Below are 24055 nucleotides of genomic sequence, written 5' to 3'. Positions count from 1 at the left end.
TTATCCGGTCAAACGGCCGGATTTACACGATTTGCGAGAACAAACCGGTCTGATAAGCGATAGAGACAGCATGGGTGTTACTGCTCGCATTGAGCTTGTAGCGGCAGCTCTCAAGATAACAGCGCACAGTATGTTCGGAGAGACCAAGAATGACCGAACATTCCCAGGCTGTCTTGCCATCGGATATCCACTGCAGGCATTCAAGCTCACGTGGTGTGAGCTTCGCACGCAAGACCGGCTCCCCCTCAAGCTCCAGCACCTTGTCATGCAAATGCACCGCAAGGAGTTGGAATTCGCGCATGTATTCGAGCTTCTCTTGCTCCCATTCCCGTTCGGACAGATCCGATGTGACGCTAAACAAAGCGCGGTCGCCTCGTCGACCATGGACTGGAATGGTCAAACCGCGTCGACCAAGGCCGAATTCAGCGGCCTCTCCAAAGAAGGTCTTGAGCGCCCCTTCCAGTTTTCCGAACTCGTCCCAGTCCAGCGGCAGCAGCCGGCGCATTCCCGTCTGGATGACGGGATCAATTTTCACATAGCCCCGGTCTTTGTAGTGTTCCACCCAATTCGGGGAGTAGGTTACAGCAAGGTAAGGTTCTCTATTCGAAGCGCCGGACATACCAGCGCCCAGATAAGCGGCAGACCGGACGCCATGGCGGGAAGCCAGGCTTGCCATGACGGCATTCAGAGCCGCGCTAGTTGCAGCGTTGGTGATTTCACATAGGGAATTGACCAGATTGTTGTTTTCAATGAGTTTCATATGGACAGCAAATCCTTTTCACTACCGAGAGTGACTTAACAGCCGGCTCCGGGTTTCGCCCCGAGTTGGCGTCCGCAAACCCGCCCCCCCCCGGTCATTCGGGACGGTTAGCTTGTGCGGTAGCGGGCGACACCGTCACCGACAATGACTTTGGCCAGTTCCGCACGACGCAGCATGCGATTGACATGCGCGAGCGTTTCGGAAAACGCGAATCCGAATTGGTGCAAGTCCAGTTCGCGATGAAAGATCACAGGCACCAGTTCATTGGCCGTCATGGGCCGATCCAGCGTCGCCTCGCGGATCAGATCGCAACGCCGTTCGTGATGCTCGAGCAGTTCGTTACAACGCGCATGCAGGCCACGAAACGGCAGTTGGTGGCCGGGCAGGACGAGAGCGTTGTCCGGCACGTTGTCGCGGATCTCCCGCGCAGTTCGCAGGAAATGGCCGAGAGGGTCTCCATCGGGCTCGCTCGGCCAGACGGCGACATTCGGCGAAATCTTTGCAATCACCTGATCTGCGCAGAAGAACAGCCGATCCTCGTCGCAATAGAGCATGACTTGCTCGGGCGCGTGCCCGTCGCCCGTAAAGATCCGAAATCGCCGTTTACCCACCAACAGCGTATCGCCCGAGACCAGACGCAGGAAGCTATTCGGAAGCGCCGAGACCATCCGCAGGTAGTTGAGGCCATTGGTGCCCATCAGGTCGGCAACTTCGTTGGAAACACCGTGATTGGTGTAGAAATCGTGGAACTGCCGGTTCTTCACCGATTCCGGATCGAGCGCCAGATTGGCGCAGGCGAGATAGGCGGTCTGGCTTGTGAGCAGCGGAACGCCGGTTTCGCGACACAGCCAGCCTGCCATCCCGATGTGGTCCGGATGATGGTGCGTAACGATCAGTCGGGTCAATCGGGTTCCGGCGAGCGGTCCCGCAAGCAGCGCTTTCCACAATTCGATCGTGCGGTCGTCATGGATACCCGCATCCAACACGCACCAGCCGTCGCCATCCGCGATCAGGTAGATGTTGATATGATCGAGACGATATGGCAGCGGCATGCGCAACCAGAGAACGCCGGGGGCTACTTCCAGAAGCGCACCATTGGCCGGCGGCTCCGGATATGGAAAACGATAGTTTGTCATCACGTCCCCTATTCCCGGGATTTTTCTGCACCGGTCCGGCAAGTTCGATACCGGCACGGTATTCACTGGACGAACCTAAAGCTTCCTGAGGAGGACTTCCTCGACGAGGTGGTTCGCGCCCTTCTTGAGGATCAGGTCGGCGCGTGGCCGCGTCGGCTGGATGTTTTCTTTCAGGTTCTTCAGGTTGATATTGGTCCACAATCCTTCCGCGATGCCGAGCGCGGCGTCCTCCGACAGTTCCGAATAGCGATGGAAGAAGGATTTCGGGTCGCGGAATGCCGTCTGGCGCAGCCGCATGAAGCGGGTCACGTACCAGTCGTGTATCTGCTCCTCGTCGGCGTCGATATAGATCGAAAAATCGAAATAATCCGAGACGAAAGGCACCATCTTGCCGTCTTCCGGCAGATCGCGAACCTGCAGAACGTTGATCCCTTCGAATATCAGGATGTCGGGGCGGTCAATCGTGACATATTCGTCCGGCAGCACGTCATAGACCATGTGCGAATAAAGCGGCGCACGCACCGAGTGTTCACCTGCCTTGATCGCCGAGAGGAAGCGCAGCACCGCGCCGACATCGTAGCTCTCGGGAAAACCCTTGCGCTCCATCAGCCCCTGTTCGCCCAACACGGCGTTGGGCAGCAGAAAGCCGTCTGTGGTGACTAGATCGACCTTCGGGCTCGACGGCCAGCGTCCCAGCAACTCCTTAAGGAAACGCGCTGTGGTCGACTTGCCGACGGAGACCGAGCCGGCGATGCCAATGATAAAGGGCGTCTTGATCGCCCCGTCGATGTTGAGGAACTGCTGGCGCTGCTCAAACAGGCTTTGCGAGGCCTCGACAGGCGAATAGAGCAGCCGCGACATGGACAGATAGATGCGCCGCACCTCGTCGAGATCGACCGGGTCGTCGAGCGAGCGCAGCCGCATGACCTCATCCTCGTAAAGCGTTAGCGGCGTGTCAGCTCGGAGTTCCGCCCACATCGCCGCTGGGAAGCGGCGGTACGGCGATAACTCCAAGCCGGAAAGCTGGTCAGATGGGCGCGATTGCGTCGGGATTCCGCTTCTCTTGTCGACCCGGTCCATCAACATCGCCGATTACTCCCTTGAGCATTCACATAACGCTGTAAACCGGCCCCTCGCCGCCCTGCGGCACCGTCCAGTTGATGTTCTGGTTCGGATCCTTGATGTCGCAGGTCTTGCAGTGCACGCAGTTCTGCGCGTTGATCTGGAAGCGGACATTGTCGCCCGGCTTGCGGTCAGCGTCGGCGGGAACCGAGTTGCCGTCGGCATCGATCCACTCGTAAACGCCGGCCGGGCAGTAGCGAGCCGAAAGTCCTGCGAAATCAACATATTCCGAAGATTTCTGAAGGTTCTCGTCCTTGACCTTGAGATGGACCGGCTGATCCTCCTCGTGGTTGGTGTTCGACAGGAACACCGAGGACAGGCGGTCGAAGGTGAGCACGCCGTCGGGCTTGGGATAGGCGATCGGCTTGAAGTGCGACGCCTTTTCGGTTGCGGCATAGTCCGGCTTGCCGTGTTTCAACGTGCCGAGCGGCGACCAGCCGCCGGTCAGCTGGGCGATCCACATGTCGATGCCGCCGATGCCGACGCCGAGCACGGTTCCGAGACGCGACCAGAGCGGCTTGACGTTGCGGACCCGCTTCAGGTCCTTGCCGATCTCGCTGCCGCGCCATTCGTTCTCGTAGGCGTCAAGCGCGTCGTCATTGGCCTTGCCGGCGGCAAGCGCCTCGGCGACCTTGTCGGCGGCGAGGATGCCGGAGAGCACCGCGTTGTGCGAGCCCTTGATGCGCGGCACGTTGAGGAAACCGGCCGAGCAGCCGATCAGAGCGCCGCCCGGGAAGGAAACCTTCGGCACCGACTGCCATCCGCCCTCGGTGATGGCGCGCGCGCCGTAGGCGATGCGCTTGCCGCCCTCGAAGGTGCCGCGGATCGCCGGATGCGTCTTGAAGCGCTGGAATTCCCCGAACGGGTAGAGATACGGGTTCTTGTAGTTCAAATGGACGACGAAACCGACCGCGACGAGATTGTCCTCCAGGTGATAGAGGAACGAGCCGCCCCCGGTCGTCATGCCGAGCGGCCAGCCGAAGGAGTGCTGCACCAGCCCCTGGCGGTGGTTCTCCGGCTTGACCTCCCAGAGTTCCTTGATGCCGATGCCGAACTTGGCGTAGTCGCTCTCGGCATCCAGCTTGAAATTGGCGATCAGCTGCTTGGCGAGCGAACCGCGCACGCCCTCGCCGATCAGCGTGTACTTGCCATGCAGCTCCATGCCGCGGGCATACATCGGGCCCGGCGTGCCGTCGCGCTGGACGCCCATGTCGCCGGTGGCGACGCCCTTCACCGAGCCGTCCTCGTTATAGAGCACCTCGGCGGCGGCGAAGCCCGGATAGATCTCGACGCCGAGCGCCTCCGCCCGGCCCGCCAGCCAGCGGCAGACATTGCCGAGCGAGACGATGTAGTTGCCGTGATTGTTCATCAGCGGCGGCATGGCGAAATTCGGCAGGCGGATCGAGACGGCGGGGCCGAGGAACAGGAACTGGTCGTCCTTCACCTCGGTCTTGAAGGGATGATCCGGGTCGTCGCGCCAGTCGGGGATGAGCTTGTCGATGCCGACTGGATCGACGACTGCGCCCGACAGGATATGCGCGCCGACCTCGGCGCCCTTTTCCAGCACCACGACGGACAGATCGGCATTGGCCTGTTTCAACCGGATCGCGGCGGCAAGACCGGCCGGTCCGGCACCGACGATCACCACGTCGAATTCCATGCTTTCGCGCGGTTCGGTTTTCATTTCGGTCTCTCCACTAGCTTGCTCTGCTGAATCCCTCCCCGCGGGTTCCAAGAATTATCCCAACCCAATACCGGAATGAAGTATGTAATAATAATCTTCTATCTCTACTTTGATGCCTCCGTTTTTGTGACTATGACATTGTCAATTAACCTTATTCCGCCAAGCCAAACCGCCGATAGTATCCGAGTGGGCTGATCAGCTTTTACCAATGGAATAAGTTTATGTTCATCGCATAGCTCTAAATATTCGACAGATTGAAACCCTTGCTCAAGAATACACGAGCGCGCACGGTTTAAACATTGTGCAATCGGCTCGCCTGCAACAATCTTGTCTGCTGCTTGAAAGAGCTGTCTGGCGAGAATCGGCGCAATTGCCCTTTCGCTAGCCGATAAACGTAAGTTCCTGGACGACATCGCTAGCCCATCTTCTTCGCGCACGGTCGGACAGCCAATGATCGCGACAGGTATGTCGAGATCGGCGACGAGCCGCCGCACCACCTGCAACTGCTGGAAGTCCTTCTCGCCGAAGAAGGCGAAATCCGCGTCCGTCTGCATAAGCAGCTTTGCAACGACCGTCGCGACGCCGTCGAAATGGCCCGGACGATACGCGCCGCACAGGCCCTCACTGACACCGGAGACTGAGACCGTCGTCGCGAAACCCGCTGGATACATCTCTTCACCGTCGGGACAATAGAGGAGATGCGCGCCGAGCGGCGTAAGCTTCGCTGCGTCTTCCTTTTCGGTGCGCGGATAGGCCGCGAGATCTGCCGCGCTGTTGAACTGCTTCGGGTTAACGAAAAGCGTCACGATCACCCGGTCGGCGGTGTCCAGCGCCGCCTGTACCAGGCTCAAATGCCCCGCGTGCAACGCCCCCATCGTCGGCACGACGGCAATGCTCTCTCCTTTGGAGCGCCACTCGGCCACGGTTCGCTTCAACTCGTCGACCGTTCTGGCGATCGGTACGCTCATCTGTTTCCTCCCACTGACGCGCCCGGCGCGGCCTCCACGAACACGTGCTCCCCGCCCGGAAACCGCCGCGCGGCCACCTCCTCGGCGTAGGACTCGATCGCCGCATCCGCTTCACTCCCCAGTTCGGCGTAGCGCTTGACGAACTTCGGCCGGAAGTCGCTGAACATGCCGAGCATGTCGTCAACGACCAGCACCTGTCCGTCGCAGGCCGGCGACGCGCCGATGCCGATCGTCGGCACGGGAATTTCCTGCGTGATCGAGCGGGCAAGGGGTTCCGTCACTTTTCCAGCACCACGGCGAACGCGCCGGCCTCAGCGACCGCACGGGCATCGCGCCGGATACGTTCGGCGCCCTCGCCGCGTCCCTGCACCTTGTAGCCACCGAAGGCGTTGACCGCCTGCGGCGTCAGCCCCACGTGCCCCATCACAGGGATGCCGCGCGCGGTGAGAAAGCGGATCGTTTCGCGCATGCTCTCCCCGCCCTCCAGCTTGACCGCCGCGCAGCCGGTTTCGGCCATCAGCCGCGCCGCGTTGCGGAACGCCTGCTCGGGGGTTTCCTCGTAGGAACCGAACGGCATGTCTATGACCAGCAGCGCTGTCTCCACGCCGCGCCGCGCTGCCTTGCCGTGCAACACCATCATCTCCATGGTCACGCCGAGCGTCGACGGGAGCCCGTGCAGAACCATGCCGACGCTGTCGCCGACCAGGACGATGTCGCAATGCGCGTCGCAAAGCTTCGCGACCGGGGTCGTGTATGCCGTCAGACACACCAGCGGCGCTCCACCCTTGCGCGCGATGATGTTAGGCACCGAGATGGGCCTCGACTTACCTGGAACGCTCATATGTCAAATACAAACAGGATTGAATTGATGATTCTCCGCCCATCGCCATGCCCACAGAGAGAACGAGGCTCTCGTTGAAGGCATGAAATATAGCGCTCTGATGTTATTCTTAAGATAACAGGTCCTAAGTTCAAGAACGATCGATTTTTTGCCCTGATCGGAGTCTGATAAGTAATTTATATTTCATATTTACATCGCATGTTTAATGGTTTTCTGTCTATCTGGATCATTGAGCGCGGTCGGACCCGAGATTTCGCTGAGAAGCTCTCCCACCCCCGAATGGCACATCCAATCGCCTACAGGTGAAAATCGCGAGGAGCTCGGTACATCACTGACTCTCTCTGGTGTACTCCTGCGGTGCCCAAGAAAAGAGCGCGGTTCAGATGAATTCATATACCCAGCCCTTGACATTCCTCTCTGCAGGCTCGCTGCTTCCATAGCAAATCCTCCTTGCTATCCTTGTTGGCTGCTTACGACATGGCGTATTTATTCTAGCCATATCCTTTTTGTAAGCTTCGACGATAACATTATCTCCGCTCCACGGTCGCAAGAACGGTTCGGGCCCGGGCGCGCGCAGGTTCGTCCACCATGATACCGTCAATAGAGACAGCACCATCGCCGGTAGCTATTACCCGATGCGCCCAGTCAATTTCTGACTCTGTTGGCGCGAATGCGCGTTTTACTTCCGCGATTTGGCTCGGATGAATACAGAGCTTTCCGGTCATACCAAGATTGCGCGCGTGCGCCGCGTCGTCACAGGCAAGTGCTCTATCATTCAACTGCATCGTTACTCCATCGATTGGCGCCATGATTCCGGCAAGACGCGATGCCAGAACCAACTCGGACCTTGCCGGCAAGAGGACTTCGCGCAGGTGTCCGCACCCCATATCAGCGCAGAAATCGATCGACCCGAATGCGAGACGAACCACCCCTTTCTGCGCCGCAATGGCGCGAGCCTGCGCCACACCCCGCGCCGTCTCGATAAGTGCTATTAGTGGATTGCCGTTCAATTTGGAAACAACGCCTGCCACTTCCTCGGGATACTCCGATTTGGGCAGCATGACTGCCACTCCACGCAAGTTGCTCACTGCGGCAATATCGGCCTCGTGCCATTTCGTGCCTCTGCCGTTTATCCGGACGATGACCGGAAGACTGGTGAAATCGCAGCCAATGTTCGCCCGCGCGACCTCCTTGTGATGTTCCGCCACGGCGTCCTCAAGATCAAGGATTACCGCGTCTGGACGCGAAAGCACTGCTTTGGGAAATAGCGTGGGCCGTGACGCGGGGACAAACAGCGGCGCTTGTATAAAGCCTACCATTCAGCGAACGCCTCCATTGCTATTGGACCATCGCGACGTGAGGTCCACAATCGTAGTCCTTTGAAATCCTCCTGTGCATTGGTCGCGAAATCCGTGTCATTGAAAATCGGAGACTGACTACGGAAACGGAACATCCGGGGCGTTCTTCCTTTGAGATCCGCCGCTATCTGGCAAAGCAGGGTGGCCTGCAATGGACCGTGAATGACGAGACCTGGATAACCCTCCGTCTCAATGGCATATGGCTTGTCATAGTGAATACGATGGCTAATGAATGTAATCGCCGAATATCGGAACAACATTGGTGCCGAAGGGACGACTCGCCGACTATACGAACCAGCAGGCGCTATTTGGGACGCAAAGGCCGTCACACCTGCAGCTGTGTCGCCATCGCGATAGACAATGTCCTGGCACTCACTCACAATCAAATGTCCTCTACAGAATATTTCGTGCTCAACGGTGACAAAACACAGCCGTCCGCTCCGGCCCTGCTTCAACTCTGCGTTCTTGACAGTCGCTCGACGATGCAAGAGATCACCGACATTGATCTCTCCGTGGAACGTTAACGAACTGCCAGCCCACATCCTTCGCGGGAGTGGCACCGGGGGCAGAAAGTCGCCGCGTTCGGGATGACCGTCAGGACCGAGACTCGCACACGGTGCACTTGGCTGGGTCAGACAATAGTGTATGAGCATCGGCGCACGATCGCCGATCTCGGTAGGCGCATCCCGATCGAACGTGGCGTTGAATCGCCTTACAAATGCTGGAGTCAACACTTCTGTATCGGTTTGTTCCCTGCCAATCCATTTTCGCAATTGTTCAATTTCGACAGGAATGATCATCGCTACAACATTGAATCCGCGCATATCATATGAAGTTCTCGCGCTTCGCAGGATAAATACGGGCAGGACATCGGACGCGACAGGTTTCTTCTGATGTTACAACTCGCATCGCGTCACCTGCCACGACTGCTGTCCCCGACATCGGGTGGTTCTCCGCATATGAAAACCTGTGTCACATTTACGCCCTGATCAGGTCTTGGTGCTGAGCCAGCCTTGAGCTTTAACATTACAGTCCTGTATGGCGAAGTCTGCGCCATCAACCATCCTTCTGGTTGACGATTAGTGGAGCGTTTTCCGGCAGCGACTGAACAACAGCGACGTCGTCGGCGCGAATGCGGGCATGCAACTTAAACGCTTCGTTGGCGGCCTCACGGCCGGCTTGCTCGTCCGCGCCCTCTTCCAGCACTAGGGACAGGCGGACCGTGTCGCGGTCGTTCTCGCGGGTCACGATGGCTTGAGCCGCCTTGGCACCCGGCGTCGCGATGACAACCTCCTCGACCACGCGCGGATAGACGAAGATCTCGCGCACCTTCACCGCCGCTCCGACCCGACCCTGCAACGCCGACAGGCGGCTGACACTGCCATCCGCGTTGCTGTCCAGCGCATAGGCGCTGTCGCCGGTGCCAAACCGGATCATCGGCCAGGTTGCGTGTCGTGCGGTCACAACGATCTCGCCCCGCGCGCCCTGAGGCAGCTGTTCGCCGCTGACCGGATCGCAGATCTGCACCACGCGATCCGGATGCACGACATAGCCCTCGCCCCCATCTTCATAGGCCACCAAACCGAGATCCGCGGTGGCATAGGCCGCCCAGGTTGACACACCATAATCGGCCTCGATCCGGCGGCGCTTGGCCATCCAGTCGCCCATTTCGCCGCCAAGAAAGGCGGTCTTTACCTTCCAGGCATCGCGGCCATAGGTTTCGATCACCTTGTCCGCCAGGGTTAGAAAGAACGCGGTCGAGGCACAGATCGAGGTCACGCCGGTTTCAACGACGATCTGCGCCTGAAGCTCGGTGTTGCCAACCCCGCCGGGGATCACCGTGGCGCCCGCGGCCTGCGACGCCTCATCAAAGAGCAGACCCGCCGGCACCAGGTGATACATCCAGGTATTCAGGATGATGTCGCCCGCCCCGACCCCGGCGGATTTGAACAGCAGGTCCAGCCCATGGCCGCCACCGCCCGGCAGCGCCGGCTCAAAGATTGGACCGGGAGAAACATAGATCCGCCCGATATCCTTCATGTCCGCGGCCAGGAACCCGCCAAAAGGCGGGTTGTCCCGCTGAAGCTTCAGAAGCTCCTCCTTCGTCATCACCGGCAGACGCGACAGGTCCTCCAGCGATGTCATGGCTGCCGGATCGAACCCGGCCGCCGCAAATCGTGATTTCAGGCCCGGGGCCTTTTCGGCCGCGGCGGCATAGGCTTGCGCGATGTTTTGATAGATGCTCTCGGACATGACCATACCTCCTCGACCCTGCGCCCCTTAAAGCGGACAGTCCTTGCGAAAGTTCGGCGCCCGCTTCTCGCGGTGCGACAGAACGCCTTCCTTGACGTCCTCGCTCATGAAGCCAAGCATTTCAAGCGCGGTCGAGGCATCGAAGATCGGCCCGGCCTGACGAAGCCAGTTGTTCAGCGAATACTTGGTCCAGCGGATCGCGCTTTGCGACCCGTTGGCCAGTTCGACAGCCGTATCCAGGGCGATCTGCTGCAGCTCGTCATCCTCGACGCACATCGAGACCAGCCCGATGCGTTCGGCCTCTTCGCCCGAAACCGGCTTGCAGGTCATCAGATAGTATTTGGCCTTGGCCATCGAGGTCAGCAGCGGCCAGATGATCGCCGCGACGTCGCCCGCGGCCACGCCCAGCCGCGGGTGTCCGTCGACGATCTTGGCCCGTTTGCCCGCGATCGAGATGTCGGCCAAAATTGCGACCACCAGACCCGCGCCGGCGGCCGGGCCGTTGATGGCGGAGATGATCGGCTTATTGCAATTGATGATGTTGTAGACGAGGTCCTTGGCCTCTTTCCACGTCTTCATGATCTCGTGCGAATTGCCGATCATGCTTTCGATCAGGCTGAAATCGCCGCCGGCCGAAAACGCCTTGCCCGCGCCGGTCACGATGACCGCGTTGATATCGGGGTCGCGATCGATGTCGATCCACATATCGGTCATCTGGGTATGGGTTTCTGCATCGACCGAGTTGAAGCTCTCGGGCCGATCGAAAGTGATGCGCAGGACGCGATCCGCCGGGTAGTCAAATTTCAGCTTGTTATATTTCGCGTAACGGTTGGACATATCCTAGTTCCTTGTTGGTTTTCCCTTTGTGTTCAACCCGGCAGCCCGAGGACTGCTTTAGACAGGATGTTGCGCTGGATCTCGTTCGATCCGCCATAGATCGTGGTCGGCCGGGCCTTGTAGAAGCTAGCCAGGACATCGACGCTGACATTGCCGACCTGAAGTGGACCGATGGTGCCGCCATCGGGACCCGCGGCCTCGATCATCAACTCGGTGATGCGCTGGAAGCACTCAGTAACCCAGATCTTGAGCATCGAGACATCCGCGCCCAGCGTCTCGCCGCGCTTAAGCTGATCGGCGTAACGGGCATAGAGCGCAGCGTGGTCTTCCACGTCGAGCGCGGCTTGGGCGAAGCGGTCGCGGAACACCGGATCGTTAAAGGCGCCGCGGCCGCGCGCAAAGCTTTCCAGTTGACCCAGAGCGTTCTGCGCAAGGCTGGGTGAGCCAATGAAGATGCGCTCGAAGCTCAGGAGGGCCTTGGCCATCGTCCAGCCCTTGTTCAGCTCGCCCACGAGGTTTTCGCGCGGCGTGCGGGCACCGTCGAAGAAGACCTCGCAGAACTCAGTTTCGCCGGCGAGCGTCCGGATCGTGCGCACCTCGACACCGGGCTGGTCCATCGTCGCCAGAATAAAACTAATGCCCTGCTGCTTTTTCGGCGCGTCGGGATCGGTCCGCACCAGCATGAAGATATGCGTGGCGTCATGCGCCATGGTGGTCCAGATCTTCTGGCCATTGATGACAAAGTCATCCCCGTCGATCTCTGCGCGGGTGCGCAAGTTGGCCAGATCGGACCCGGCGCCTGGCTCGGAATAGCCCTGACACCAGATGTCTTCACAGCTCAGGATCCGCGGCAGCCAATAGTCCTTTTGCGTCTGGGTACCGAACTTGATGATGAGTGGGCCGACCATCTGCACACCCATGTCGCGCCCACGGTTCACGCCCCAGCGTTGCTGTTCTTCGTAAAAGATCAGAAGTTTCGCGGCGCTCAGCCCCATGCCGCCATATTCGGCGGGCCAGGCCGGGGCGACCCAGCCCTTGGCATGGAGTTTGCGATGCCAATGCTCGACCTCGGAAAAGGTCGGGCGGTGCGGCAGATGGCGAAGTTCCTCGGGGTATTCGGATTCGAAGAATTGACCGACCTCGCGCCGGAAATCCCCGTCGGTCATGGCGTTCCAGTCCGTCATCGTTGCGCCCCCTCCTTGTCGCGGGCATCAAGCCAGAGCCGCCGGTGATAGGTGTCGTCCCCGAGCCAGGCCGACAGCACCAGCGCCCGGTTCAGGAATAGCCCGATGTCGAATTCATCGGTATATCCGACCGCCCCGTGCAGCTGGACCGCATCGCGCGTGATCTTCTTTGCCGCCACGCCGGCGCGAGCCTTGGCGCGGCTGGCCTGGCGGGCACGCACCTGGGGGCCGGCCGCGGCACGGTCCATCGACGACAGCACCTCGCGCACCGCTGCCTGGGCGACCTCCTGCATCACATACAGGTCGGTCGCGCGGTGCTGGATGACCTGAAAGGCGCCGATGGGCTTGTCGAACTGTTCGCGAGTCTTGACGTAATCAAGCACGATCTCGAAGGCACGACCGCTTAGCCCGACAAGCTCGGCCGCGGCCAGCGCGGTGGTGTCGCTGACCGCTTCGGCCAGAGCCGCCTCGACCGCCGCCCCCTCGGCCAGAAGCTCGGCCGGCGTCGCCGAAAAGGACAGTTCGCCCAATGCGCTGCCATCGGCCTGCCGGCGGCCTTCGACGTTCAGCCCGGCCGCGCCCGCCTCCGCATAGGCAAGAACCGCGCCGCCGTCGCCTTCGGCCACCACCAGATAGCCGTCGGCCCCGACCGCACCGGCGATCCAGGCTTTCGCGCCGGTCAGCCTGCCGCCCGCAAAGCGGCAGTCCCTGCCCGGCGCGACCCCCGCCGCGCCGCGTTCCTGCCAGGCCGTCGCCAGCACGGTTTCGCCCCCGATGGCCTTTTCCAACATCCCGTGATCCGGGCAAAGACGGTACAAGAGACCGATCGTCAGCCCGATTGTTGCCACCACAGGTTCGGGGGCAATGACACGGCCGGCCTCCTCGGCCAGCACGCCGGCAGCAGCAAGACCCATGCCCAGGCCGCCGTTTTCCTCCGGCACCGCGACGCCGAAAACGCCAGCGCCGGCAAGTTCGGTAATCATGCCGTCACCCCACCGACCACCGGCATCGCGCAGTTTTCTGGCGCGGTCGCTGCCGCCTGCCCGGGCGAACAGGGTTTGGGCGCTTTCCCTCAGCAGGCGCAGGTCTTCCTGATCCTGGGTGTTGTCTTCAGTCTGTTTCATTTGGTTTTCGCTTGATCATGACAGGCGTGTCTGTGGAGAAAACGACCTCGCCCGCCGGGTTCTTGGCACGCAGCGTATAGTGGAGAACACCCCGGTCGGGCTTGCTGCGCGACGGCGTGACCGAGTTGACCTGCATCTGGATATCGAGCGGTTCATCGGGGCGAACGGGGCGCGACCAGCGCAGATTGTCAAAGCCCATGCCGCCGATATTGGCCACGTCGACCATCATTTCGATCATGATGGGCTTGAACGCCTCCAGCATGGTCTGAAAACCGGAGGCAATCAGGCTTCCGTGCATGGCGGTGGCATAATCCTCGTCGGTATGCAGCCGCTGTGGGTCCCATTCCAGGGCAAAGGCCTTTATCGACTCCACGCTCATCGGTGCACTTCGAAAGCGAAACACCTGGCCTGGATGGAAATCCTCCAAGTATTTCATGACTCGCCTTCTACCGAGAATCCGGCATCATACCCTTTGGAGCCGTTGGCAATGCGAACGCGGTTGAACTCCTCCAGCTGGGGATAGGTTTCCCGGAAAACGCGCAGGAACTCGGTTATCGGCGCATCGAAAAAGAGACCACGGTCGTTCACATATTCCATGTGCCGATTATTCTTTTCGTCGAACTCGTGGAACAGGGCATCGTGATGGCCGTCGAAGACCAGCGGTTTCACCTCGAACCTTTCGCACAGCTCGATATTGAAGGCTGGAGTGACCTTGTAGACCTCGCCATCCAGCCACAGCTGGACATAGCCGTGATAGATGAACAAATCCGTGCCCATCAGCTCTTGCAGTTTGGGTGTGTTCAGGTGGTTGCGGACATCGGCAAAACCCAGCGCCGCCGGTATGCCCGCCGCCCGAAGACAAGCCGCTAGGAGAATGGCCTTGGGGACGCAGAACGCCGCCTCGGCGCCCGCGATCCGACTGGCTCGATAAGATTCTTCATCCAATGCAAAACAATATGGGTCGTAACGAATGCCATCGCGTACCGCCTCGAAAAGGCGGATCGCCTTGTCCCGGCCGGTTGCATCGGCAGGCAGATCACGCAATGCTGAGGAAACGAAATCCTGCACTTCCACGCTGTCGCTCTCAACAAAGCGCGATGGCATCACATACTGACCGGCCTCAGCAGACAAGCCCTCCTTGGACTGTGCCATCGCAACTCTCCCTTATATTTCTAACAAATGTTAGAATAATGCCCGAAAGCCCATGCGTCAACGGGATTCATTTCGGCTCAAGTTCCACCACACCATGGCGCGCATTGTCTTCTCCCAAAGATGGCGCGCGACCGATTTGATCCGCCGGACCACGAAATCCGGGGGCGATTGGCAATGGCAGGGCCGATACCTTGGTGCCGGCAATCGCCAGCTTCCGGCCGAACACCCCGCGCGCCGCGAAATGCGGGTCTGCGGCGGCCTCGGCAGGGGTTTTCACAACCGTACAGCAACAATCCGCCTCCTCCAGAAGCGGCGCCCAATCGGACGAAGGCCTCTCTGCCAGACGCCGCGCCACTTCTGCGGCGCAGGTTTCCGGATCAACCCAATCGTCGCGCAGATCGACCGGCTGGCCGATCACGTCGCAGAAGGCCTGCCAGAATTTCTCTTCCAGCGCGCCAACCGCGACCTGCCGTCCGTCGCCCGCAGTATAGAGCCGGTAGCGCGCAAGCCCGCCTGTCAGCCGACTGCCGCCGCTGTCTATGTCCTGGCCAGCGATCACGCCTTCGGCATGAGCCCAATAAGCAAAGGCAAAGGCGCCCTCGGCCATCGCGATATCCAGATGGATCCCCTGCCCGTTCCGGTCGCGAGCCCGAAGCGCGAGCAGGATGTTCATCACGGCTGGATAGGTGCCGCCGCCAACATCGGCGATCAGACCAGATGGCATCGTCGGATTATCGTCGGGGCCCCGGCTGAGCGACAGTAAGCCCGAATCGCCTGCATAGTTCAGATCGTGCCCGGCGGACGCCGCCTTTGGCCCGGTCTGGCCATATCCGGTGATCGAGCAATAGATGAGCCCCGGATTGATCCGGCGAAGGGTGTCATACCCCAGCCCTAGCCGATCCATGACGCCCGGGCGGAACTGTTCGACCAGCACATCGGCCTTCTCGATCAGGGGGCGCAGCGATTCCACCGCGCCCTCTGCCTTCAGATCAATTGCTACCGATCGCTTCCCATGGTTCAGCACGGCAAAGCCGATGCTTTCACCATTTAATTTGGGATTCGTATGGCGCGCGCCCTCGCCTGTACCGGGGCGCTCGAACTTGATTACCTCAGCGCCGGCCTCGGCCAACATCAGCGTCGCCATCGGACCCGGAAGAAGGGTGCTGAAATCGAGCACCAGGATATCGTCGAGCGGCTGCATTTTTCCCGCCCTCACGCGAACCTGGCGGCCCCGTTGTTCAGGACCACCACCTCGCGTACAGGGACCGAGGCACGGAACCGGGCCTCGCCCCCGTCTTCCCAGATCTCGAACCGCACGGTTTCACCCGGATAGACCGGCGCCGAGAACCGCACATCCAGCCCGACGAGACGGCTGGCGTCGTAGTCCAGCAGCGATTTGAGGATCGCGCGCGCCGCCAAGCCATAGGTGGCCAGCCCATGCAGGATCGGCCGGTCAAACCCGACCGAGCGTGCTACGTCGGGGTCGGCGTGCAGGGGGTTGTAATCGCCGCTGAGCCGATAGATCAGCGCCTGCCGAGGCAGCGTTTCGATGTCGCAGACATGATCGGGTGCGCGGTCGGGCAGCTCGGCAGGCGTCGGTCCGGGGCAGTTTTCCCCGCCGAAGCCGCCGTCACCACGGCAAAAGGCCGACATCGCTACGCGAGCCAGCTTTTCGCCGGTATCGGCGTCGATGATTTCGCGGCTTTGATAGATGACGGCGCCTTTGCCCTCGCCCTTGTCGGAGATGAAGTCGATCTTGCTGCGGCCGACGATATTGCCCTTCACCGGCAGCGGCTTGTAGATGTCCAGCCACTGCTCGCCATGCAGAACCTTCTGCCAGTTCACGCCGGTTCTCGGGTCGCGCAGCCAGAACCCCGGATAGCCCATCGTGACCGCCATGGACGGCACCGCCTTCAGCCCGTCCTCGTAGACATAGGCCAACTCCTTCCTGTCGGTAGGGTCTTCGCCGAAACCCAGCCCGAGCGCATAGAGAATCGTGTCTCTTTCGCTCAGCGTCTGTTCGATTTCCTCGAAATCCCAATTCGAAAGCGCCTCGAAATCCAGCGGCATGTTTCTTCCTCCCTGGAACGCCCTACAACGTGTTTCCCGATCCCAAGATCGCCGTGACCTGGCTGGACAGAACGCCGCCATTGCCGTGGGCAAGCGCCAGGTCGATATTCTCTAGCTGCTGTCCGGGCGCGTCGCCACGGATCTGCCGCGCGGCTTCGATCACGGTAAAGATGCCGTACATCCCCGGATGCACGCAGGACAGCCCGCCGCCATTGGTGTTCACCGGCAGCACCCCGCCCGGGGCGATGCGTCCACCCTCGACAAAGGCGCCCCCTTCGCCCTTGGCGCAGAACCCGAGATCCTCCAGGAACAGGATTGTATTGATCGTGAACGCGTCATAGAGCTCAACCAGGTCTATATCGCCCGGCGCCACTCCGGCCGCCGCGAAGGCGCGCGCGCCGGATTCGCGGGCCGCCGTAGTGCTGAAATCCCGCATCTGTGATATCTGCCGGTGCGAACTGGCTGCGGCGCTGCCCAACAGATAGACTGGCGGCTTCGGACAATCCCTGGCACGGTCGGCGCGCACCATCACCACCGCGCCGCCACCGTCGGTCACCAGGCAACAGTCGCGCACAGTCAGCGGGTCGCCTACCATGCGCGCGGCCAGCACGTCCTCGCGGCTCAGCGGGCCGCGATCGAACGCTTCGGGATTGAGCCGCGCCCAGGCGCGCGCGGCCACCGCCACTTCGGCCAGTTGCACGCGGGTGGTGCCGTATTCGTACATATGCCGGGCCGCGGCCATCGCATAGGCAGAGATCGGATAGCGCGGCTTGTACGGGGCCTCGTATTCGGGTGGGCGCGAGGCCGTCACCAGCCGTCCCGACGCGGTTCTCTGATTCGAGCCATAGACGATCAGCGCGACGTCGCACAGTCCCGCATCGAGCGCCATCGCCGCCGAGGTCAAGTAGTTCACGAAGGACGACCCGCCGGTCATCGTACCATCGACGAATCGCGGCTGGATACCAAGATACTCGGCCGCCATCAGCGCCGGCATGCTGTCTTCCATCATGGTGCAGAACAGCCCGTCGACATCGGCCAGCGACAGTCCCGCGTCGGCCACCGCCGCCAGCCCCGCCTGGGCCATGATGTCATAGGCGGTCAGGCCATGCGCCTCGCCGAATCCGGCATGGCCGGTGCCCACGATGGCAGCCTTTCCCCGCAATTCTCCCGTCATCGCTCAGCCCTCCACCGGCCTGCACAGCACCGCAGGCTTTCCGTCGATCTCGCCGACATAGACGGTGACCGCCATACCGATCGCCACATCCGCGGGCGCGACCCCCTCGACCCGGCTCATCATCCGCACGCCTTCTTCCAGCTCGACCATGCAAATGTTGTAATCCCCGCCCTGCTCGGACCTGCGTCGGACTACGGTCGTCGTATGCACCTCTCCACAACCGCTGGCCTTGTGCCAGGACAACGCCGTTTCATGGCAATGCGGACAGACGACGCGCGGGAAGAAATGAAATTTTCCGCAACTGTCGCATTTTGGGAGCGCGATCTCGCCATTCGCCAGCGCGCGCCGGAATGTCTGATCCGATCCGGTAATTTCTTGCATTGTTGCCCTTCTTTTGGTTGCAATCCGAGTGTGTTGACCTTGTTTCTAACAGATGTTAGATTTTTTTCAACCCGGTATTGCCGAAAGTGAGACGATTATGACTCCTCCGAATTCGGGCCCTCTCGCGGGCACGCTGATCGTCGCGCTGGAACAGGCCGTCGCGGCGCCGTTCTGCACATCGCGGCTGGCCGACGCCGGCGCCCGGGTGATCAAGATCGAGCGCAAGGGGGCCGGCGACTTCGCCCGCGGCTACGACACCGCAGCACACGGCGAAAGCGCCTATTTTATCTGGCTGAACCGCGGCAAGGAATCGGTTGCTCTGGACATCAAGTCCGGCGAGGACCGAGCGCTTCTGCTTGCGATGCTGGAACGCGCCGATGTGTTCATCCAGAACCTACTACCCGGAGCGCTGGAAAAGTTCGGGCTCGATTCGGCGACGCTTCGCGAACGGTTTCCACGGCTGATCACCTGTGACATCACCGGATATGGCTCCGATGGACCGATGCGGAACGCCAAAGCCTATGACCTTCTGATCCAATGCGAAAGCGGCCTGGCATCGGTCACCGGTACGCCAGACGGTCCCGGCCGGGTGGGAGTATCGGTTTGCGATATCGCGACCGGCATGACGGCCCATGCCGCGATCTGCGAGGCACTGTTCGAACGCAACCGCACAGGGAAGGGAAGCGGAGTTTCGGTTGCAATGTTCGATACGCTTGCAGACTGGATGGCGGTACCCCTTGTGTTTCACGACTACGCAGACCGCCCAACCCCTCGGGTTGGTCTCAGCCACCCAGTAATATGCCCCTACGGCGCATATACCTGCCGCGACGGCGAACAGATCGTGATATCGATCCAGAATGAACGAGAGTGGGGGCGGTTCTGCGCGGCAGTGCTTTCACGGCCAGAATTGGCGACAGATCCGCGCTTTGTCAGCAATGACAGCCGCAACAGCAACCGGGGCATACTTCAGCCGATGATCGAAGCCGCCTTTGCTGCGCATGACCGCCCCGATATGCTCGATCTGCTTGCGCAAGCCGATATCGCCTATGGCGCGGTCAACGATGTCGCGGCCTTGTCCGAACATCCCCAACTCGACCGTGCGACGATAGCGTCGTTCGCCGGCGAAATCCGTCTGCCCGCGCCGCCGATCAGGCGAAGCGGGGGAAATCCGGCGCTCGGCCCCTCGCCCGGCTTCGACGCGGATGGCGCGGCAATCCGGACGGAATTCGGCGCGATGTCCAGAAAGGACCGCTGAGACCATGAAAACGGAACCCAAGGCATCGATTCTCGATGGCGTGACGATCGTCGACCTGACCTCGGTGGTGTTCGGCCCGCTGGCGACCCAGATGCTGGGCGAGCTAGGTGCCGATGTGATCAAGGTCGAAAGCCCGGAGGGCGACCTTTTGCGGCAGGTCCAGCCGTCGCGGAACAAGAAGATGGGCGCGGCCTTTCTCGGCACCAACCGCAACAAGCGTAGCGTCGTTCTCGATCTGAAGACCGCTAACGACCAGGGACGCTTGCGCAGGTTGCTTGCCGATGCGGATGTGATGATTTCCAGCATCCGGCCCGCCGCGCTCGCGCGCCTGTCTCTCGACCCCGAAACCCTGCGGCGCGAGAACCCGAACCTGATCACCGTTTCGGCCACAGGCTACGGCCAGGACGGGCCCTATGCTGATCGGCCCGCCTTCGACGACATCGTACAGTCGGTTTCGGGACTGGCCAGCCTTGCCGCCCTGCGCGACCCCAACGCGCCGCCTGCCTATGCGCCGACAATCCTGGCCGACAAGCTGGGCGGCGTGACCGCGGCCTATGCGGTGATGGCGGCGCTGTTTCACCGCGAACGCACCGGCGAGGCACAGCATGTCGAAGTGCCGATGTTCGAAACGCTTTCTTCCTTCCTTCTGGTCGAGCATCTCGACGGTGCCACGTTCGAGGAGACTCCGCAGGATTTCGGCTATGCCCGTATGCTGGTGCCGCACCGCCGACCAGTGCAGACACGGGACGGCTACATCACCATCCTGCCCTATACCAACGTCCAATGGGCACGCTTTTTCCAGGCGGTCGGCCGCACCGACATGGTCGATCATCCCTGGGTGACGGACATGGATGCGCGCAGCCGCAATATCGGCGCGGTCTACGACATGGTGGCCGAACTGGCACCGACCCGGACCACCGATGAATGGATGGAGCTGATGCAACAGGCCGACATCCCGGCGATGCCGGTGCGAAACCTCGCCGATCTGCCAGCCGATCCGCATCTTGCCGCGACAGGCTTCTTTCAGCGGCTGGACCACCCCAGCGAGGGCACGATCTGGGCGACACGCCCGCCGGTACGGTTCTCGGCCACACCGGCGCGGTCCGACCACCGCCCGGCGCCCCGCCTGGGCGAGCATACCGCCGAGATCCTGGGGGCCGGCGACGACTGACGCCGCACCGGCCCGGTGGCGCGGGTCAGATGTCGATCGACCGCGCGATCAGTTCCTTCATGATTTCGTTGGTGCCGCCATAGATCATCTGCACCCGGCTGTCGGCGTAGAGCCGTGCGATCGGGAACTCCATCATGAAGCCATAGCCGCCATGCAGTTGCAGGCATTCGTGCATGACCTCGTTCTGGGTCTGGCTGCCCCACCATTTCGCCATCGACGCGGTAGCCGCATCCAGCCTGCCGGTTTCCAGGCGGGCTATCCCGTCATTGACGAAGCTGCGCAGCAATTCGGCCTTCGTCTTGCATTCCGCCAGCTTGAACCGGGTGTTCTGGAAATCCATGATCCGGCTGCCGAACGCCTTGCGGTCCTGGACGTATTTCACCGTCTCGGCGATTGCGAAGTCGATGAAGCCAAGCGCGGTGATGCCGATCATCAGCCGTTCCCAGGGCAGTTGCTTCATCAGTTGATAGAACCCCTGCCCCTCCTCCTGGCCCAGCAGGTTCGCCGTCGGCACCCGCACATCCTCGAAGAACAGCTCGGCCGTATCCGACCCCTTCATGCCGAGTTTCTTCAGATTCCGCCCGCGGCGAAACCCTTCGGCATCCTCGGTTTCCAGCACGATCAGCGACACGCCCTTGGCCCCGGCGCTGCGGTCGGTTTTGGTCACGATCACGATGATGTCGGCGGTGTGCCCGTTGGTGATGAATATCTTCGAGCCGTTGATTTTGTAGTGATTGCCGTCCTTCTCCGCATAGGTCTGGACGTTTTGCAGGTCCGAACCCGTTCCCGGTTCGGTCATGGCGATCGCCGCCACGCTCTCGCCGCTGATCAGCCGGGGCAGCCACTTCTTCTTCTGCTCTTCGCTGCCATAGGCGTCCAGGTAATGGATCACGATGCTCTGGATACCGTACCCCCAGCCGGTGTCGCCGGTGCGCCCCTGTTCGTAGACAGTAAGCGCGTCGAAACCGATGCCGCCGCCGAACCCGCCATATTCCTCGGCGATGGAACCGCCCATGACGCCCTGTTCGCCAACCTTGCGCCAGAAATCGCGGTCGACGATCCCCTGTTCGGCCCATTTGTCGACATTCGGCGCCATCTCGGCGTCGAACAGCTTGCGCGTCGTTTCGGCGAACATCCTGTGTTCGTCCGAAGCCCAGGCCGAGGAATTCGTGATCAGCGACATTGTGAAACCCGTAGGTTTGCGGTTGCTTGCAAAAATCTAACAAATGTTTAATTTTTCAGCAACCGACCTGACCCGTGGAAAACGCCGTGTCACGCGCTTTCTCATCGGCAGCGAAATGAGCTTTCGCGACATGCAGGTCCTCACGCGAGTTGTTGGGCTTCAGCACCCGCCGTGCTCGCGGTTCGCCGTAGAAAATAACATTATGCCCCTTCGCCGGTCTTGATGTGTTTGGACTTGTCCGGATTTTGTGGAGCGGCTTTCACTCTGCGATGGCCATTTCGGCCTCGAATGATACCGGCGATTCGTATCCCAGAGCGGAATGCCGCCGACGTGGATTGAAAATGCCATCGATATGTCGGCCAAGAGCCAGTTCTGCGGCGGTGCGGGTCTGGAAGATCGTTCTTCAGACCAGTTCGTTCTCCTTGCGAAGTCGTGCCAGTTCCTTGGCCGTATCCTCGTGCGGACCGGCCAACAAATCAGCTTCCCGGTATTGCCGCTTCCAGCGCGTCAGGCTCGATAATCCGATCCCCAAGTCGTCCGCAACCTGCATAACCGTTGACCTGATCCTCGTCGATCTCCGGCTTCGGTCGGCCCGCGCCCGAAGCGCCTTCGAGCAACGCACGCTTCCACTGATGGATCATCGTCGGGTGAACACCGAACCGGCTTGCCAGTTCCGATACCGTCTCCTCGCCCTTTACTGCTTCCAGGGCGACCTTCGCCCTGAAGTCCGGCGAATGCTGCTTGCGTTTCGACATCTCTGATCTCCTTCTCGTCGAAGACCAGCAGACAACAAATCGTAGCTTACGTCAGTGTCCGATTTCCGGGGGGTATGTATTGACCTGCTCCCCGAGTTGTCCCCATTCATAAGCTAGTCCTGTTCACGTTGTGGTCTGCTACCCGATGCGCCCTCGGCGGGCGCTAGAGTTTTCCGGCCTTGATCAGCAACACGGGCTGGCTGCGTGTGCCGATTTCATGAGCGCGGCCGGGACCTTGTTCCCGATCGCGCCGTGTGGCCGCTGCTCGTTGTAGTCTCCACGCCAAGCCTCCAACTTTTCCGCCGCATCTGCAAGGCTCAGGAACCAGTGGGCGTTCAAGCATTCCGCCCGCAGCCTGGCATTGAACGCTTCGATGAACGCGTTGTCGGTCGGTTTGCCCGGTCGCGAGAAGTCCAGCGTGACACCGCGCTGGTAAGCCCATAGGTCCAGGTCCCGGGAGATGAACTCAGAGCCCTGATCGACGCGGATCGTCTTCGGATAGCCGATCCTCGAACACACCCGCTCGAGCGTGGCGACCACATCCTCGCCGCGGTAGCTGAACCTGGCATCGAGAGCCGGTGAGTAGCGCGAGAAGGTATCGACCACCGTCAGCACCCGTATCTTCCTGCCCGTCGCCAGCTGGTCGTGCACGAAGTCCATGGCCCAGACGTCATTGGGACCGACTGCCTCCTGCCGATCGTCTCTGAGCTTCGCCTTCACGCGCCGCTTCGGCGTCTTGTTGCGCAATTGCATGCCCAACTCCTTGTAGACCCTGTAGGTCTTCTTCTGATTGATCTGCCATCCCTCCCGCCGAAGCAGGACGTGCACACGCCGGTAGCCGAAGCGCACGCGGGTCTGGCAAATCTCCTTGATCCGCTGTTCCAGAGCGGCCTGACCGGGCCGACGGGATTTGTATCGGTAGGTCTTCGGGTCGAACAGGATCGCCGCACAGGCACGGCGGATCGAGGTCGCCCATTCGACACGCATCACGTCGACCAGCGCTCTCTTCCGGCCAGGCCTCAGATTTTTCGTTTGATGACGTCCTGCAGCATCTCCTTGTCGAGGCTCAAGTCCGCCACGATCTTCTTCAGCCGGGCGTTCTCATGCTCCAGTTCACGCAGCCGCTTCATCTCCGACGGCATCATGCCGGAATATTTCTTTTCCAGTTGAAGTAGGTCGCCTGGCTGATCCCGGCCTTGCGGCAGATCTCCGCCACCGGCGTGCCATCCTCGCTCTGCTTGATGATGAACGCCTTCTGCGCGTCCGTGAACTGCGATGCCTTCATTGCTTCCGCTCCTCCTCCCAGCCAGGGAATCTGACGCGGAAAACTCTAACCCGATTCGAGGGCATTCACGGGAGGCAGACCACGTCTTGCCCAGATCAATCCCAAGAACCGTGATATCCATCAGAATGCTCCTTCTTCTCCACCAAACGCGCGACAATAGCTGCGTCTCGGCGGGAAGGCAGTTCATTCCATTAGCTCAAATCCGGCACCGCCTTGATGACAGCTTACGTTCCGTGTCTGGACTTTGGCTTATACGGCAAACAATTCTGCAACGAGAATCAGCACGCGAACGTCGCGCAACTCACCGCAAGACGAAACACCGGGTCCGGTGGGCGCTTACTCTGACACCAAAAGAGGCCCCG

At 60.8% G+C, this 24055-nt stretch carries 20 protein-coding genes and 4 pseudogenes; 2 read left to right on the top strand and 22 right to left on the bottom strand.

What is annotated here, in order from left to right; genetic code table 11:
• Positions 1 to 22: 22 nt before the first annotated feature.
• The 18 genes and pseudogenes from ACT2B0_RS22160 to ACT2B0_RS22075 all read right to left on the bottom strand — a co-directional run bounded on the left by ACT2B0_RS22160 (position 23) and on the right by ACT2B0_RS22075 (position 18044).
• A complete protein-coding gene (locus tag ACT2B0_RS22160) occupies positions 23 to 760 on the bottom strand; it encodes a helix-turn-helix transcriptional regulator (protein ID WP_473466264.1) in 738 nt (245 codons plus the stop codon).
• Between the two features lie 107 nt (positions 761 to 867).
• A complete protein-coding gene (locus ACT2B0_RS22155; RefSeq protein ID WP_473466261.1) occupies positions 868 to 1896 on the bottom strand; it encodes an MBL fold metallo-hydrolase in 1029 nt (342 codons plus the stop codon).
• Between the two features lie 75 nt (positions 1897 to 1971).
• Positions 1972 to 2874, bottom strand: coding sequence for a type I pantothenate kinase (gene coaA / locus ACT2B0_RS22150; protein WP_481658487.1), 903 nt, complete (start codon positions 2872 to 2874; stop codon positions 1972 to 1974).
• Between the two features lie 130 nt (positions 2875 to 3004).
• On the bottom strand, positions 3005 to 4702 hold the full coding sequence (locus ACT2B0_RS22145; protein ID WP_481658486.1) for an electron transfer flavoprotein-ubiquinone oxidoreductase: 1698 nt from the start codon (positions 4700 to 4702) through the stop codon (positions 3005 to 3007).
• Positions 4703 to 4806: 104 nt separating this feature from the next.
• Positions 4807 to 5670, bottom strand: coding sequence for a pantoate--beta-alanine ligase (panC, locus tag ACT2B0_RS22140; protein WP_473466549.1), 864 nt, complete (start codon positions 5668 to 5670; stop codon positions 4807 to 4809).
• Positions 5667 to 6511 (bottom strand): annotated as a pseudogene (panB, locus tag ACT2B0_RS22135) (3-methyl-2-oxobutanoate hydroxymethyltransferase). Before panB ends, panC begins: the two are co-directional and overlap by 4 nt.
• Before the next feature lie 527 nt (positions 6512 to 7038).
• On the bottom strand, positions 7039 to 7830 hold the full coding sequence (locus ACT2B0_RS22130; RefSeq protein WP_473466547.1) for an HpcH/HpaI aldolase/citrate lyase family protein: 792 nt from the start codon (positions 7828 to 7830) through the stop codon (positions 7039 to 7041).
• Positions 7824 to 8663, bottom strand: a complete 840-nt coding sequence (locus tag ACT2B0_RS22125) for an HTD2 family dehydratase (RefSeq protein ID WP_473466569.1) — start codon at positions 8661 to 8663, stop codon at positions 7824 to 7826. The genes ACT2B0_RS22130 and ACT2B0_RS22125 overlap by 7 nt, the downstream gene beginning before the upstream one ends.
• A gap of 262 nt (positions 8664 to 8925) precedes the next feature.
• On the bottom strand, positions 8926 to 10122 hold the full coding sequence (locus ACT2B0_RS22120) for a phenylacetate--CoA ligase family protein (RefSeq protein ID WP_473466545.1): 1197 nt from the start codon (positions 10120 to 10122) through the stop codon (positions 8926 to 8928).
• 27 nt (positions 10123 to 10149) lie between these two features.
• Complete coding sequence (locus ACT2B0_RS22115) at positions 10150 to 10959, bottom strand: enoyl-CoA hydratase/isomerase family protein (protein ID WP_375197935.1); 810 nt, start codon at positions 10957 to 10959, stop codon at positions 10150 to 10152.
• Positions 10960 to 10991: 32 nt separating this feature from the next.
• On the bottom strand, positions 10992 to 12143 hold the full coding sequence (locus ACT2B0_RS22110) for an acyl-CoA dehydrogenase family protein (RefSeq protein WP_473466542.1): 1152 nt from the start codon (positions 12141 to 12143) through the stop codon (positions 10992 to 10994).
• Positions 12140 to 13267, bottom strand: a complete 1128-nt coding sequence (locus ACT2B0_RS22105) for an acyl-CoA dehydrogenase family protein (protein WP_375197937.1) — start codon at positions 13265 to 13267, stop codon at positions 12140 to 12142. Before ACT2B0_RS22105 ends, ACT2B0_RS22110 begins: the two co-directional genes overlap by 4 nt.
• A complete protein-coding gene (locus ACT2B0_RS22100) occupies positions 13254 to 13703 on the bottom strand; it encodes a MaoC/PaaZ C-terminal domain-containing protein (RefSeq protein WP_375197938.1) in 450 nt (149 codons plus the stop codon). The genes ACT2B0_RS22105 and ACT2B0_RS22100 overlap by 14 nt, the downstream gene beginning before the upstream one ends.
• The gene (locus ACT2B0_RS22095) at positions 13700 to 14419 is read right to left on the bottom strand and encodes a transglutaminase-like domain-containing protein (protein ID WP_473466540.1); all 720 of its coding nucleotides are present in this window, start codon (positions 14417 to 14419) and stop codon (positions 13700 to 13702) included. Before ACT2B0_RS22095 ends, ACT2B0_RS22100 begins: the two co-directional genes overlap by 4 nt.
• Positions 14420 to 14486: 67 nt before the next feature.
• Entirely contained in the window at positions 14487 to 15620 is a 1134-nt protein-coding gene (locus ACT2B0_RS22090; RefSeq protein ID WP_473466538.1) for a CaiB/BaiF CoA transferase family protein, read from the bottom strand.
• Positions 15621 to 15631: 11 nt separating this feature from the next.
• The gene (locus ACT2B0_RS22085) at positions 15632 to 16489 is read right to left on the bottom strand and encodes a MaoC/PaaZ C-terminal domain-containing protein (protein ID WP_375197941.1); all 858 of its coding nucleotides are present in this window, start codon (positions 16487 to 16489) and stop codon (positions 15632 to 15634) included.
• Positions 16490 to 16511: 22 nt separating this feature from the next.
• Positions 16512 to 17663: an acetyl-CoA acetyltransferase gene (locus tag ACT2B0_RS22080; RefSeq protein ID WP_375197942.1), complete on the bottom strand. Its 1152-nt coding sequence runs from the start codon at positions 17661 to 17663 to the stop codon at positions 16512 to 16514.
• 3 nt (positions 17664 to 17666) lie between these two features.
• Positions 17667 to 18044 (bottom strand): Zn-ribbon domain-containing OB-fold protein, encoded by a 378-nt coding sequence (locus ACT2B0_RS22075; protein WP_473466534.1) that lies wholly within the window; start codon positions 18042 to 18044, stop codon positions 17667 to 17669.
• A gap of 97 nt (positions 18045 to 18141) precedes the next feature.
• Here ACT2B0_RS22075 and ACT2B0_RS22070 point away from each other — a divergent pair, with 97 nt between their 5' ends.
• Both ACT2B0_RS22070 and ACT2B0_RS22065 read left to right on the top strand, forming a co-directional pair.
• On the top strand, positions 18142 to 19299 hold the full coding sequence (locus ACT2B0_RS22070; protein ID WP_473466531.1) for a CaiB/BaiF CoA transferase family protein: 1158 nt from the start codon (positions 18142 to 18144) through the stop codon (positions 19297 to 19299).
• A 4-nt stretch (positions 19300 to 19303) separates the two neighbouring features.
• Positions 19304 to 20470, top strand: a complete 1167-nt coding sequence (locus tag ACT2B0_RS22065) for a CaiB/BaiF CoA transferase family protein (protein ID WP_473466528.1) — start codon at positions 19304 to 19306, stop codon at positions 20468 to 20470.
• Between the two features lie 25 nt (positions 20471 to 20495).
• Here ACT2B0_RS22065 and ACT2B0_RS22060 read toward each other — a convergent pair whose 3' ends face one another.
• From ACT2B0_RS22060 to ACT2B0_RS22045, 4 genes and pseudogenes are all read right to left on the bottom strand, one after another.
• Positions 20496 to 21653: an acyl-CoA dehydrogenase family protein gene (locus ACT2B0_RS22060; RefSeq protein ID WP_473466526.1), complete on the bottom strand. Its 1158-nt coding sequence runs from the start codon at positions 21651 to 21653 to the stop codon at positions 20496 to 20498.
• A gap of 406 nt (positions 21654 to 22059) precedes the next feature.
• Positions 22060 to 22275, bottom strand: a pseudogene (locus ACT2B0_RS22055) (transposase); the annotation flags it as partial.
• Positions 22250 to 22408, bottom strand: a pseudogene (locus ACT2B0_RS22050) (transposase); the annotation flags it as partial. The pseudogenes ACT2B0_RS22050 and ACT2B0_RS22055, both read right to left, overlap by 26 nt.
• 183 nt (positions 22409 to 22591) lie before the next feature.
• Positions 22592 to 23693: pseudogene (locus ACT2B0_RS22045) on the bottom strand (IS3 family transposase).
• Positions 23694 to 24055 lie beyond the last annotated feature (362 nt).

Source organism: Nitratireductor sp. J20-h4, assembly GCF_056780505.1.
This window is presented reverse-complemented; position numbering and strand designations above follow the sequence as displayed.

Bases quoted from the DNA above. Each gene is read 5' to 3' on its own strand.
- ACT2B0_RS22160 (WP_473466264.1), bottom strand. From the start codon at position 760: ATGAAACTCATTGAAAACAACAATCTGGTCAATTCCCTATGTGAAATC.
- ACT2B0_RS22155 (WP_473466261.1), bottom strand. From the start codon at position 1,896: ATGACAAACTATCGTTTTCCATATCCGGAGCCGCCGGCCAATGGTGCG.
- coaA (WP_481658487.1), bottom strand. From the start codon at position 2,874: ATGTGGGCGGAACTCCGAGCTGACACGCCGCTAACGCTTTACGAGGAT.
- ACT2B0_RS22145 (WP_481658486.1), bottom strand. From the start codon at position 4,702: ATGAAAACCGAACCGCGCGAAAGCATGGAATTCGACGTGGTGATCGTC.
- panC (WP_473466549.1), bottom strand. From the start codon at position 5,670: ATGAGCGTACCGATCGCCAGAACGGTCGACGAGTTGAAGCGAACCGTG.
- ACT2B0_RS22130 (WP_473466547.1), bottom strand. From the start codon at position 7,830: ATGGTAGGCTTTATACAAGCGCCGCTGTTTGTCCCCGCGTCACGGCCC.
- ACT2B0_RS22120 (WP_473466545.1), bottom strand. From the start codon at position 10,122: ATGTCCGAGAGCATCTATCAAAACATCGCGCAAGCCTATGCCGCCGCG.
- ACT2B0_RS22115 (WP_375197935.1), bottom strand. From the start codon at position 10,959: ATGTCCAACCGTTACGCGAAATATAACAAGCTGAAATTTGACTACCCG.
- ACT2B0_RS22110 (WP_473466542.1), bottom strand. From the start codon at position 12,143: ATGACGGACTGGAACGCCATGACCGACGGGGATTTCCGGCGCGAGGTC.
- ACT2B0_RS22105 (WP_375197937.1), bottom strand. From the start codon at position 13,267: ATGAAACAGACTGAAGACAACACCCAGGATCAGGAAGACCTGCGCCTG.
- ACT2B0_RS22100 (WP_375197938.1), bottom strand. From the start codon at position 13,703: ATGAAATACTTGGAGGATTTCCATCCAGGCCAGGTGTTTCGCTTTCGA.
- ACT2B0_RS22095 (WP_473466540.1), bottom strand. From the start codon at position 14,419: ATGGCACAGTCCAAGGAGGGCTTGTCTGCTGAGGCCGGTCAGTATGTG.
- ACT2B0_RS22090 (WP_473466538.1), bottom strand. From the start codon at position 15,620: ATGCAGCCGCTCGACGATATCCTGGTGCTCGATTTCAGCACCCTTCTT.
- ACT2B0_RS22085 (WP_375197941.1), bottom strand. From the start codon at position 16,489: ATGCCGCTGGATTTCGAGGCGCTTTCGAATTGGGATTTCGAGGAAATC.
- ACT2B0_RS22080 (WP_375197942.1), bottom strand. From the start codon at position 17,663: ATGACGGGAGAATTGCGGGGAAAGGCTGCCATCGTGGGCACCGGCCAT.
- ACT2B0_RS22075 (WP_473466534.1), bottom strand. From the start codon at position 18,044: ATGCAAGAAATTACCGGATCGGATCAGACATTCCGGCGCGCGCTGGCG.
- ACT2B0_RS22070 (WP_473466531.1), top strand. From the start codon at position 18,142: ATGACTCCTCCGAATTCGGGCCCTCTCGCGGGCACGCTGATCGTCGCG.
- ACT2B0_RS22065 (WP_473466528.1), top strand. From the start codon at position 19,304: ATGAAAACGGAACCCAAGGCATCGATTCTCGATGGCGTGACGATCGTC.
- ACT2B0_RS22060 (WP_473466526.1), bottom strand. From the start codon at position 21,653: ATGTCGCTGATCACGAATTCCTCGGCCTGGGCTTCGGACGAACACAGG.